Source organism: Succinimonas amylolytica DSM 2873 (assembly GCF_000378405.1).
GTDB classification, from domain to species: Bacteria; Pseudomonadota; Gammaproteobacteria; order Enterobacterales; family Succinivibrionaceae; genus Succinimonas; species Succinimonas amylolytica.
In genome coordinates this window covers 760,642-772,353 of the sequence record NZ_KB899636.1, presented here as the reverse complement: position 1 = coordinate 772,353, position 11,712 = coordinate 760,642, and the positions used below count along the sequence as shown (strand labels likewise).

12 protein-coding genes and 1 pseudogene are annotated in these 11,712 nt (G+C 45.2%); all 13 read right to left on the bottom strand.

Annotation, left to right across the window (positions count from 1 at the left end):
* Positions 1-193: pseudogene (locus tag F557_RS22570) on the bottom strand (hypothetical protein); the annotation flags it as partial.
* Between the two features lie 83 nt (positions 194-276).
* Entirely contained in the window at positions 277-618 is a 342-nt protein-coding gene (locus F557_RS0103460) for a hypothetical protein (RefSeq protein ID WP_019000867.1), read from the bottom strand.
* Between the two features lie 79 nt (positions 619-697).
* On the bottom strand, positions 698-1,261 hold the full coding sequence (locus F557_RS0103455; RefSeq protein ID WP_019000866.1) for a hypothetical protein: 564 nt from the start codon (positions 1,259-1,261) through the stop codon (positions 698-700).
* 13 nt (positions 1,262-1,274) lie between these two features.
* On the bottom strand, positions 1,275-1,931 hold the full coding sequence (locus tag F557_RS0103450) for a hypothetical protein (protein ID WP_044142593.1): 657 nt from the start codon (positions 1,929-1,931) through the stop codon (positions 1,275-1,277).
* A 101-nt stretch (positions 1,932-2,032) separates the two neighbouring features.
* The gene (locus F557_RS0103445) at positions 2,033-2,437 is read right to left on the bottom strand and encodes a hypothetical protein (protein ID WP_019000864.1); all 405 of its coding nucleotides are present in this window, start codon (positions 2,435-2,437) and stop codon (positions 2,033-2,035) included.
* Positions 2,438-2,564: 127 nt separating this feature from the next.
* Complete coding sequence (locus tag F557_RS18645) at positions 2,565-3,110, bottom strand: peptidoglycan recognition protein family protein (protein WP_019000863.1); 546 nt, start codon at positions 3,108-3,110, stop codon at positions 2,565-2,567.
* Positions 3,100-3,525, bottom strand: a complete 426-nt coding sequence (locus F557_RS0103435) for a phage holin family protein (protein WP_019000862.1) — start codon at positions 3,523-3,525, stop codon at positions 3,100-3,102. The genes F557_RS18645 and F557_RS0103435 overlap by 11 nt, the downstream gene beginning before the upstream one ends.
* A gap of 41 nt (positions 3,526-3,566) precedes the next feature.
* Positions 3,567-4,400, bottom strand: a complete 834-nt coding sequence (locus F557_RS0103430; RefSeq protein WP_019000861.1) for a glycosyltransferase — start codon at positions 4,398-4,400, stop codon at positions 3,567-3,569.
* On the bottom strand, positions 4,397-7,432 hold the full coding sequence (locus F557_RS0103425; protein WP_019000860.1) for a host specificity factor TipJ family phage tail protein: 3,036 nt from the start codon (positions 7,430-7,432) through the stop codon (positions 4,397-4,399). Before F557_RS0103425 ends, F557_RS0103430 begins: the two co-directional genes overlap by 4 nt.
* Positions 7,422-7,811 (bottom strand): NlpC/P60 family protein, encoded by a 390-nt coding sequence (locus F557_RS0103420; protein WP_019000859.1) that lies wholly within the window; start codon positions 7,809-7,811, stop codon positions 7,422-7,424. The genes F557_RS0103425 and F557_RS0103420 overlap by 11 nt, the downstream gene beginning before the upstream one ends.
* A complete protein-coding gene (locus F557_RS0103415) occupies positions 7,801-8,265 on the bottom strand; it encodes a DUF1833 family protein (protein ID WP_019000858.1) in 465 nt (154 codons plus the stop codon). Before F557_RS0103415 ends, F557_RS0103420 begins: the two co-directional genes overlap by 11 nt.
* 9 nt (positions 8,266-8,274) lie before the next feature.
* On the bottom strand, positions 8,275-8,949 hold the full coding sequence (locus tag F557_RS20945) for a hypothetical protein (protein WP_019000857.1): 675 nt from the start codon (positions 8,947-8,949) through the stop codon (positions 8,275-8,277).
* A 2-nt stretch (positions 8,950-8,951) separates the two neighbouring features.
* Positions 8,952-11,669, bottom strand: a complete 2,718-nt coding sequence (locus F557_RS0103405) for a tape measure protein (RefSeq protein WP_019000856.1) — start codon at positions 11,667-11,669, stop codon at positions 8,952-8,954.
* Positions 11,670-11,712: the final 43 nt, after the last annotated feature.

Sequence of the window (11,712 nt, the reverse complement as noted above, 5' to 3'; positions counted from 1 at the left end):
CAACTTTTTTGGCTTGATTTTGAAAGGCTTCAGTCTGCTTCTGAATGGTTGAAGTCTGCTTCTGAATGGTTGAGGTCTGCTCTTGAATGGTTGATGTAAGTTTTTCGATTAACGAGTAAAGGTTGTCCAGTTTGGAAGTGTCAGTATCGTGCTGATTAGCAGGAAGATTGTTATTTGTGATCTTCGCTTCCATTGCAAATTCCTTCAGCACATCACGATTTTTGTGTGCGATATGGTACGGATTCACCAGCACTTTTGTCAAGAATCCCTGAAGCCTTAAAAAGACGGTTTAAGACCTAATACTAACTTTGTATTGCAGTCAAAGCTTTTTTGTTGTGCTACATTGTCCGGTTGCCTAAATGGGTAACCACACTGTTTCATGCGTTTTTTTTCAAACTCCAGCTGACTCAACTGTAAATTCGCATCTTCCAAGAATGGTAACTCTGCGATTAATCCCTCCACACTTGATTTAGCAGAACAATATTTCCCAACCGCTCTCAACTGAGCCTTTGTCTCGTCTGAAGGGAACCAACGCTCAAGCAGGTATGGACGCTCTGAGGCAATGAAAACAGCCATTCCTGCAAAAACGATAAACATAAAGAAAAAGATATATTTCATTACTTATTTTCTCAGGTTAAATAGGAAGCTTAATAGATAATAATCTTTCGATTATTTCCTACTTGCTTTAATGTATATGTTATAGTTTATATTCCAATACTTCAGAATTAACTATAACAATGTCTTTTAATACAGAACGGGGAGTCCCAAATAATCGCTTGTACCAAGGTCTCTTAACTTTACACATATTCCACTCAGCAATACATTCATTATTGAGACACGATTTTTTCAATATAAACGTATCGACAGTAGAAAAAATTTTGGCTTTCAAGTACGAAACCGGATGCTTGGCGATTTTGTCACGATTAAACGAACGATGCACCATTAGCATGGAATTATCGAAATTAACACCAGCATCGAGTGCACATACAACTTCATAGATAATTCCTTTTGAAACTGCTTTTATTACAAAACTGAATTTTCTGGCTTTATCATCAAATTTAATTACGACAACCCATAAGTCATCTACAACGTTACATAAGTTGACCATCATTACATTAATTTTACGAATAAACGAACCAACTGATATTATGCTTTTATTCTCAAATATTCTCTTAAAAACATCGTTTAATTCATTTATTTCATTACTTTCAGATACCACATCCGAGATTAGCGACAAATTTGTTATGTTACCTATACACATTTTTTACCTCGACTTAACATGACTGGTCGACACTATTTAAACTTTTATTGTAAAAACTTTCCTTTATATGTTGACGGTACTTCTCCGCCGTTAAACAAGACAGCATCTGATCAATGGCTGCCATGATTTCTGAATCTGCATCCTTATGGTCTTGTTTCCATTGCTTCAATTTAAGTGACTGCATGTGATATGAATGATGACTATATAAAAGTTGTCTACCTGTATGGCATCCCATCATGTCTAGCAACTTATGTAAGTCTTCTTCTAATGGAGATGGATTCTCTTTTGAAAACTCCATCAGAGGAGCACAGGTCTTGATGCAAGTGCAAATAATTGAACCGTCTGACTTTTCAGAAATACTAGTTATAAAATTAGCATCGTTGGTACAACTTTTTTGTATACACTGCATCAACGAATGTAGTTGTTCAAGATGATAATCACCAGCCACCTCTAGAATTACGTATTCACATTCTTCCTCTTTTATTGAATTTAACAGCAAACCAATGTTATCCCCACTGTATTCAGTTACAGAAAGATTCTTTCCCTTGAATTGTGCCACAATATCTTCCCTGTCCTCTGTGTAAATAAATTCTTTAGCGGCGACAAGATTTTCCAAAAGAATGGGCTGATCTACAGTAATCATAAATTTTTGTATTTTAATTGTGCTCATACTCATAAACCTATTTCTTTACTGAGTTCCTTTCATTACTCATTCCATGCAAGGAACTCAATATTGTTGAAAAAACAATTAAATAAAGCCCCTACTCAAGATCAGTCATTCTCACCGTATGGTTCATGATCCTGATTTGGTATAGTACCTGGAGTTACCGATTCTAACCTCTTATGTGGTGATGATGGCATAGACTTTGTTTCAGTACGGAGAACCACATCAGTAACAGACTTGGTAATCCCCTTACGTACAGATTCCTTAAAATCCGCTTCAGGAATTCCACCATTCAGTGCATTACAAATACTCCCAAGGCCAAATACTGTTTTCGTTACACCTTCTGCCAAAAGCTCAATGCCTTTTTTGAGACTATCTACGTCCATAGCATTTGCTGGTTTGAAAGTACCATCATCCCTACGTCCGAACGGCCATACTAGATTGGGTTGCCTCTGTTGCGTACAAGCCCCCAAAATACTTTCGAGGTCTAAATCACTTCTATCTTCCGTCATAATATTCCCTTAGGCCACATGACCAAATTGACACGAAAAGAAAATTCTGATAACACTCTGCAGTAACAAATGTTATCTCGACGCTCAAAAGTATAAGTTCACGGACTATCATTAGATACACCCAAACTTATGTAACATTTTTCAAAATAGCATCTACCTTCTGAGCCAAATCGCCCAACTTCCCGAATAGCCAGTTTCCGGGACAGCTCTTTCGAGCAAACCAGCGATGAACCGTCAGCAACATCTCGTCAGATTTAACCTCATAGATTAAAGCCTTATCCCGATCAGCGATCCACAGCAGTCGTTTCTTTCCGTTCCTTCTACAGATATCAACGCACAGATCTACCATGGCGGCATACACCTCCGGCTTCATGGTGTAAGGCTCCGTCAGATCTGATGCGCACTCGATGGTAACTGCTCGCTGGTCGTTATCTCTTGATGATGAGCACCAGGAGCGGTTCTGCTCATCAACGCAAAGTCCAATTCTGCCATCAGCACCGATGGCATAGTTGCAGCTTGCCTGTCTGCTTCTGTCCTTAAAGCAGTCGCAGATTCGTTCGACACTAAGCTGACCGACAACAGCGTGAGGTGTAATGCGGTCAATGGTGTGAGTCCTTTTACCGGAATGGTTCGGACTTAATTTTGTAAAACTCACTAATGGACTATTTCCCATTTTCATTCTCCTTATTTTCTGATTTATCGTGTAACTGGTTTAATGCCTTTCTGACCACATTCGGTATCGGCAGACCGAGATGTGCAGCGTTCTCGAGAAGACTGATACCTTCGTTTGAAAGGTAAAAGAAAATTACCGCTGTACGCAGAACACTTCCGGTCTGAAAAATCCTCGTATCCAGAATGCTGGCAATGCCAACGAGCATGAAGACAACCACCTTACGGCAGATGCCTTTAAAGCCGATGGAACTCGACAGTTTGCCGTCAACAATCCCGCACATCACACCGCTGATGTAGTCGATCACCGTAAAGGCAATCAGGGCATACAGGAGGCCGTCACAACCGCCAAGGAAGTAACCGAGCCATCCGCCGATTCCCGTAAACATTGCCTGGAGCATATTCCAAAGCTCTCTCATGTTTTTTTCTCCAATAAAAAAGGCGACCTTTAAGCCGCCTGTTATTTAACTCTTCTTACGTTACTTCGCACCCGCTCCAGAAACTCCCGGTCAAGATATCCTTCCACCCGTTCACAGGCAGAGAGGTATTTCTGCCAGTAGGCATAAGCCCGGAAATCAAGGTAGATGAACCTGTTCCATGGTTTTTCCATTGAGAGGTAATGCACCATCAGCGGAGCCATTTCCTTGTACCCCGGATTGAACCAGATGGCATTGAACTCACCTGAAAGCCGATGCTTTTTCCTGAAGTGAAGATTCACAAAGTCCTGCTCCGGGCAGTACATGAAGTTGCCTTTTTCCTCAATCGTTTTGATGAACTTCTGATACAGTCCTTTGCAGTCTGCCTTGTAGCACATAAGTCCGGTATTGAAATACAGCGGAGTGTTCACGATTTCCTTAAGCTTCATTTGCTTCATCCACTTGTCCCGGTTTTCCCGTTCGCTGACTCCGAAGATGCCGGATTTATGCTCTGCCGTAATCTCCTCAAGAAGAGGAACCACCGAGCCGAGAAACAGAGTGTCCAAATCAAAGTTCAGGACACAGTCGGTTTCTGCAGAAACTTCCTCAAGAGCTATAATCCTTTGTGCGATAGCAGGTACGGCACTGCGGTGAACCATAAGTCTGTTACCGCCTACAGAGGCAAAAAGGTCATGCTGCGGAAAAGATACGTAGCGAACCTCCACCAGTTCTTCCGGCACTACGGCGAGAACCCGCTCGAGGTCTGTGCCTTTTTCTGCATAAATGATGAGCTCTATGCGGTTGTATTTGAAAAATGAGCTGAGGGATACCACCGCCTGATTGATATATCCCTCATCAAGAACTACAAATGCTTTCATTGGTTTTTCTCCTTAATGTCATCTCTGAAAATGTCCTCCGAGTAATTGATGAGACTGAGCGAACACCTGTTATTGCTTTCCGGTTTAACAGCCGTAACCCAGCAGAGCTGTAACTCTCCGATGGCAAAGAGCGGATATTCGAGAGACTTGCCAAACTCACTGTCCCAGTAGATATCTGGATAACTGTCTAAATAGAGAGAATGGCTGTCATTGCGGTAAAAGGTATATTCACCATAAGAGCCGTCCTTCCTTGAAATGTATATAACTCCGTCCCAGCAGTCTTCCGGAATCTCGATATCAGTAGTGATGTTCTGACCGTTAATTGCGGTTATCCTTCCGGTGATGTTCGAGAGATTCTCATCCAGCACCAGTCCCACAAGGTCGTTGAAATTGCAGTTGAGTCCGTTGAGTTCGGTTTTGATGTCATAGGTTACCCGGGTATTTCTAAGATACCGAAGTCGCCTCATACCGAGAGCAATGGCATGCTCTCTGTCGGTTACGCCCCAGGCATCAAGTCTTTCCTGATTGTCAGATTCAGGATAATCAGTGATGCGTTTGTTTCCTTCATCATCAGTGTGACAGTACACCGTTTCGGTCTTATAGGTTTTCGGAGAGGTGAAATTTACCACCACTTCGTTTATGTCATCGTCCTTGGGCAGAGAGTAAGTGATCACCGGACTTGAGGTCATATTGCTTTTCGTGAAAATCTGCACAGGCTGTGCTCCGGCATGAAGCCTCTTAACCGATAAGGTGTTGTCACGAACCACCGGAACTGCAAAGCCGCAGTTGAGCACATCGCGTAAACTTTCAAGTAACGTGCTGTCACTGTCGATGGAGCCGTTACATTCAAGTCCCTGTGACCGCCACAGTTCATCAAACTCCATCAGCGTATCGACATCAAGGATATTGCGGTATTTGGATTTCCGTACAATGTACTGAACCACCGGAGCAATATCCCTTGTCGGCGTCAGCGGCAGATTATCTGAATACCCCAGAGCAGGAAGTTTTCTTGTCCAGTAAGTGGCGAGCTGATTTTCGGAAAGCTCGGATAAGGTTTCATTGCCTTTAAACCTGCAGATGAGCACGGTCATGTTGTCATACCGGTCAATGGTGCTGATGACGCTTTTAAGTCCGGTCCATTTGATTTCCTCGAGAGCCCGGGTTGAGCCGTCCTCCTTTGAGGTTCTGAGAACCCTGAACTCATAGTTGTCTGCTGCATCAAGTTCAAGTCTGATGGTTTCGGCAAGCTGGTCGTTGGTACTGTTGGTCCATGATTTCTCAATCACCGTGTACTCATCATCCGAACCGGCTCTGCGGTACTCAATCTGAATGGTGATGGTGAGTTTCTCAAAATCACCGTCATCGTTGAGTTTTCCAAGTCCTGACGGCAGAGAGAAATCAAGTTCAAAGATGTTTGATACCGCACCATACGGACATGCCCGGTAAGGTCCAACGTAACCGCCGTCACTTGCCTGACCGCTGATTAACGTAAAGACAGTGTTTTCCTGATTGATTCCGCTGGAAAAGAACCCCGGCCAGTCAGCGATTTCACCGTAGCTGTCATTGAGTCTCTTAACCGTATAGGTGCCATCTCTGAAACTCACGATTTCATAAAAGCCGTTATCGTCATACGGATAATCCGCAGGCATGGGCTGAAACACAGAGCCTGCCAGCCGATTTGCCGTATCGGTAATCTTTGTGTAGGGCTGAGACGGTTCAACTGTATCCGGGAAGGCAGGAACTGTTAAATCCGAACTGTCGAACTTCAGCGTAACATTGTCACCGTCAGCGGTTATCTCCAGGATTTCACAGAGCGCAGACACGTCGTTGCTTTCCTCCTCGGTGACAGATTTTCCTCCGCTTGAGCCGGAAGGAATGGTGTCATAGGTGACTGATGTTATTGCCGATAAGGAAACTCTGACATAATCACCGTTTCTTACAATCACCTCGGTCTGTGTCTCCTCACCGGTTTCCTCATCAATAGCAGTTTGAACTTCAGTCTGCCTTGACCGGAGATAGCTGAAATCCTGAATGAGAGCGTCCTTTTTCACTGTAATAACAGTTATTCCTTCATCAGAGCTTGCAGAAACAATCTCTGTGCTTATTCTGCGGGTATTGGTAACCCCGGAAAGCTCAAATATGGTTCCGTCTGCCCATTTCAAATCGAAGGTTTTCCTGATGCGGTGAACATCAACCCCGCCACCGGAGCAGCCGCCATAACCGTGGGAAAAACTCTGATAGGAAAAACCTGAGAAGGTCTTACCACTGAACTCAAGATTTACACCATCCTTTGAGGAGGTATCGATTTTGCCCTGCCCGCTTTTAAGTGTATGGCCGCTTTGGGTGACCTCGGTGGAGGAATACCAGCAGTACCATGACTTGTCTTCGGGAGAATTCTCTGCGGTAATCTTTATTCCCGGCTCGATAATGTGAGCCGCACAGCCCTTGAGTTCACTGATGGGAGTCTCGCCGATGTAGATGTCTGAGTGGTCGGATTTGTAATCGTAGTAGCCGATACCCTGGCATAAAATCATGTCGCAGAACAGAGTATTGTTGCGGTAAAACACATGTCTGTCTGCAAGGTAATCAGGGTAGCGTTTGAAGAATCCGAAGTTTTCCGGGATGATTTCCATCAGTTTTACTTTGTTGCCCTGAACATTCACGTCATAGATGGAGTTTCCCTGTTTGGAATCCTTCTGATTGTGCTTGCCCAGCTTGTTCATGCTCACCATGGCATAAACGGCAGAAGCCACAGCAACTACCACGGAAATGATAGCGGCAATGGCTGTACCGGTTACTCCGGGTTCAATGACAAACTTTAAATGATCATCACGACTGATAAAGGTGTGCTGCCATTCAGTCTGTTCTACCTTTCTGCCGTTAACGTAAAGCGACAGATATGGTTTTAATGTCGGATTGTATGATGTGATCTGACTTTTCAGGAGAGCGGGCAGACTTCCGCTGTATTCAGGCAGATCTAACTGCTCGAGAACCTTGCTCAAGTCCTCTCTGGTTACAATTTCAAGTTTCATTTTTTCTCTTTGGAAGGCTGGTATGCCTGTAGATTCTTGTTTCAACAAACTGCATTGATCTGATCTTTTCCACCCGGCAATGACGGTTAAGTCCGGTGTGTAGCATTTCACCTTTGCCAAGATACACTGCTACATGGAAGATCAGACCATGCCTGAAAAATGCAATCACGTCACCGAACTCGGAGTGGGGCGGGTCAATTTCAAAAAAGCAGGATCTTTCCTTCTTGAACCCTTCCCGAATGCTGAAATCCGTATAGTCGTCAAGTTCTATGCCCAGCTCCCGGCGGTAGAACTCGCAGACCAGTCCCCAGCAGTCGAGGAACGGATACTTTCTGCCGTTCGGTGTATGTCTGATGAGAAGATAATGGTTAAGCCACATACTTAAGCCCCGGTGCATTTGATGCGGTATAGCGCAGACGCGGAAACTCAAGATTCAGCATATCGCAGAAGGATGCGGTGAAAGTTGCCGATTCCCGGGTGATGCGTCCGCCGGTGATGGTGAGCGTCAGTTCAGAAAGCTTGTCGTGATATTCATAATGCCACTGGGTAACGGTGATGTAGGTGGTTGTCTGAGTTTCGATAACCCGCTTCATATACTCGTAGGCTTCACCGCTGACTCCGTCAACTCCGAAGGATAAATCGGAAAAGCCGCTGTCAGACCTTTCCGGCATTGAAACCGTAAAGGCAGATTTTTCATAGGTATTGCCCCAGAGCTGCATGTCTTCGTAACCCAGCACATAACGCAGAGTTCCGGTGCTCTCATTGGCAATGGTGAGAGTAACAATCGGCAGTCTGCCACCGCTGGCATAGATTTCTTCAAGTGAATAAAGCATTTTCCGTCCTTAGTTAAACCATGAAAGGTATTCCACCTCTTCAGAATCCGGCTTGACTTTGATAATGCGGCCACACCAGTCATCGATTTCGTAGGAATAAAAACTCCAGGTGGAATTGCCGTTGTTATCGTTGAATTCCACATACCCGTCATACGGATAACCTTTGAGAAGATTCAGGTTAAAAACGTAATAGCCGAATCTATTCTTTTTGAGCTTAATCCCCGGCCACTCGTAATTGGTGTAATAAGCAACCCAGATATAGGCATAAAGCTCATCCCAGCCTTCCGGATCAATCCATACCTCATCACCGCCAATTCCCGGTTCTACGTCAAGGCGGCACTGCACCGACCATAACGGACCATTGTTGTTAACGCAGTTAAGCGAGGCAGAGAGTTCGCCATTCTGTATTCTGCAGAGTGAATCAGTGCTGCCGTATTCATTCAGCACCGGCATGTAGAACCAGTCCTGACCGTAGTTGATGTCTTTTCGGTACCATGCCATAAACTTCCGGTATTCTTCATCACTGAAAATGAAATTTACGGAAAGCTCATGAGGAGTTCCGGTATTAACCAGCCTTTGCCGAACATGGCCGTCTGCCATCTGGGTTCTGATGATGTTGGGTTTGATTTTGTAGTTAAAGCCTCTCTGCTGCGGAGGCGGCAGATAAGAAGGATAAAATTGCATGATTAAGCTCCCATTCGACTGAGATTGAAGGTGCTCTGCAGAGCTTTGCTCATTGAACCGCCGTGACGGATGTCGGCCACAAAGATATCTACGATTCTCTGCTCATCATCACCGCGGGTTTCAACGGTTCCTGCCTTTTCAGAATTCTCGTAAAGGTTCACACATACATTGCAGCCGTTTCCCGAGCCTCCGTTAATGGCAGAACGTGCCAGTTCAGCAGTTTCCTTTCGGGAAGTCACGCTCATCGGCCCCTGCACCAGCTCCGGTCCGTACTCACCGACGATACCCCATTCACCGGCTTTAATCTGACCGCCTTTATCGTGCATGGAAACCGAGGTAAGCTGGGAAATGGCGGAGGATGTGGTGGCAACAGCGGATGCATAGTTCGCTAGTTTCTGTGGCCAGGTAACTGCTGTCGGATCATTTAAAGCCTTAATCCATGCCTGCACCGCATCCATGGTGGCACTGGCTACCGCAAAACTTTTCTGAACCGCAAATAAGGCCTTATAGGCACCGGAGGATTCGTTCATATTGGCAGACAAATCATCAAAGGCATCGGAAATTGAAATGGTGGCATCAGCCATTTTCTCGTAAGGCTCCATCATTTTCTTCAAATCTTCGGACTGTTTTTTCTGTTTGGCCGCAGTCGATTCTGTGGTGTATTGTTCCATCAGAGCCGTATGCGCCTGCAGGTAGTTTTCCTCGGAAATCAGTCTGTCATTGTGGTACTGCTCCAGCATTTCAAGCTTTCTGCCGTAACTTTCCTGCAATCTGACAATCTCCTCATCCTCGGGATTGAGAGAATTGATGAAGTCCATGGCCGACTTTTCAATTTCAGCTTTCTGTTTCTGATAGTCCTGTTCAAGAATGAGCAGAGCATTGTTTTTCTCGGTTTCGGAAATTATTGTGTTCTCTGCTATAACGGCATTAAACTCACTGATTTTCCTGGCATGTTCCCATTCGAGCTGTTCTAATTCTCCCTTTGAGCGGATATCGAGTTCCAAAATCTGCTCGTAGTACGGAGTCCAGGTATCACGGGCTTCTGCCGATTTGGAGAGAGCACCGCCGCCACTTTTTCCTTTGCCTGAGTCTTTATTTGCACCAATCCTCAAGCCGTCAACAGACTGAGTTCCTTCACCCACAGGCTTGTTCTGATACTTTTCCGCAATTCTCTGCCGTTCAGCGGCAATGCGGTTCTGCGACTCGGTGATGTTCTTTTCGATTCCGGCAATGGTGGCCTTATAGATTTTTGCGGTTTCCTCTGCCTCTCTTTTGGTTCGCTCACGGGCAAAATCAAAGCCCTCGGAGAATGTTCCGCCGGAAAGAGAGGTTCCGATACCTTCACCTATGGCATTGAGATAACCGATGGTGTTATCCCACAGCTCTCCGACTTTCTGACTGAGCTGCAGCAGGCCAATCTGAGCAAACTGAAAAAAGTTTGAAAAGAAAAGTTTCCAGTTCCCGGTTCCGTCCTTCATCTCAACACCGATAAGCTCAAGGGTGTCGCTGAAAAAGTCCTTCACGCTATCCCATGCGGTGCGTATTCCCTCGAAAGTCTCACGTACCGTTTTTGCAAGATTGTGGAACCACTCAATTACCGCAGGGTCGTCCAGCCATTCAGAAATACCGTTCAGGGTATTGGCAAGAAAGTCATTACCCATGATGATGAGTTCACCGAAACCGCCGTTTGACTGCATGAGTCTGGTGCAGAAAGTTCCCCAGGCGTTATCCAGTCTTCCGGTGGCGGCAGATACAGTGTTGAGCTTGACTTCCAGCACTCCGTCAAAGTTGTTTCTAGCAAGCTGATTCAGGTACTCATCAAGAGCCTTGCTGTTCTTTTCAATCTCAGTGGTTGAGCCTTTGTAGGTAAGAGAAATGGTATCGCCGTTGTCCTTTGCAGTAATGCCAAACTGCCTTAGTGCCTTGGTAGAGCCTTGCGAGAAGGCAATAACCGCATCAGTTAAGGTGTTGATGTCTCTACCTGTACCATGAGCAATGGTGGCATAGGTCTTAAGCTGCTCATTGGAATTGGTTAGTCCGTTATTACCTAAATCCACAAAGGCTTTAGCGAGTTTATCGGTGGCAGTTGCTGTTTCATCCTCAAGACCGTTAAGGCTCCAGAAGGTTTTCTGAGCAGTTTCCAAATCACCCACGAGAGGTGTAAGTCTTGCCGTCATGTCCTCGTAAACACGAGAGGCCTCAAGTCCGGTGGAAATGATGCTCTTAAAACCATCAACAACTTCAGAGGCAAACTTGATGGCAAAACCCGTCATCAGCATTTTCCAGCCACCGGCATTTTTCTGCAGAACTCCGGTCTGATTATCCACAGCCTTGGTAACCTTTTTGATTTCAGCTTCCTGCTCCTGCATGATTTTCTTCTGCTCGGCAAGAGTGGTGTTGGCGTCTTTCTGCTGGGTATTCTGAGTATTTAAGGCCTTGCTGATTTCCTTTGTTACCTTACTTTGCTGTGTGCCGAGGTCGGTAACAGTTTTGGTCTGCTCGTTGATGGAGTCGGTTACGGTCTTAACGCTGTCATCAAGTCCGTGAATTGCGGCATTGGTAGCCTCTGCCTGTTTTGCCGAGGCATCAAGGTTTGCACCCATGGCAGCAGCCGAGGAGGAAACAGCGTCCTTCATAGCAGTCATTTCCTCGGCAATTTTGGAGAGTGAATCCGAGAGAGCTGACGTGTCGGCTGAAAGCCTGATGGTGCTGTCGTTCATTTGAAATTCCTGAAAATAAAAAAAGGATCTCGGTTAGGAGATC

Excerpts from the sequence above, each read along its gene's own strand:
- F557_RS0103430 (WP_019000861.1), bottom strand. The coding sequence starts at position 4,400 with ATGAAAGCATTTGTAGTTCTTGATGAGGGATATATCAATCAGGCGGTG.
- F557_RS18645 (WP_019000863.1), bottom strand. The coding sequence starts at position 3,110 with ATGGGAAATAGTCCATTAGTGAGTTTTACAAAATTAAGTCCGAACCAT.
- F557_RS0103425 (WP_019000860.1), bottom strand. The coding sequence starts at position 7,432 with ATGAAACTTGAAATTGTAACCAGAGAGGACTTGAGCAAGGTTCTCGAG.
- F557_RS0103445 (WP_019000864.1), bottom strand. The coding sequence starts at position 2,437 with ATGACGGAAGATAGAAGTGATTTAGACCTCGAAAGTATTTTGGGGGCT.
- F557_RS0103455 (WP_019000866.1), bottom strand. The coding sequence starts at position 1,261 with ATGTGTATAGGTAACATAACAAATTTGTCGCTAATCTCGGATGTGGTA.
- F557_RS0103405 (WP_019000856.1), bottom strand. The coding sequence starts at position 11,669 with ATGAACGACAGCACCATCAGGCTTTCAGCCGACACGTCAGCTCTCTCG.
- F557_RS0103415 (WP_019000858.1), bottom strand. The coding sequence starts at position 8,265 with ATGCTTTATTCACTTGAAGAAATCTATGCCAGCGGTGGCAGACTGCCG.
- F557_RS0103435 (WP_019000862.1), bottom strand. The coding sequence starts at position 3,525 with ATGAGAGAGCTTTGGAATATGCTCCAGGCAATGTTTACGGGAATCGGC.
- F557_RS0103460 (WP_019000867.1), bottom strand. The coding sequence starts at position 618 with ATGAAATATATCTTTTTCTTTATGTTTATCGTTTTTGCAGGAATGGCT.
- F557_RS0103420 (WP_019000859.1), bottom strand. The coding sequence starts at position 7,811 with ATGTGGCTTAACCATTATCTTCTCATCAGACATACACCGAACGGCAGA.
- F557_RS20945 (WP_019000857.1), bottom strand. The coding sequence starts at position 8,949 with ATGCAATTTTATCCTTCTTATCTGCCGCCTCCGCAGCAGAGAGGCTTT.
- F557_RS0103450 (WP_044142593.1), bottom strand. The coding sequence starts at position 1,931 with ATGAGCACAATTAAAATACAAAAATTTATGATTACTGTAGATCAGCCC.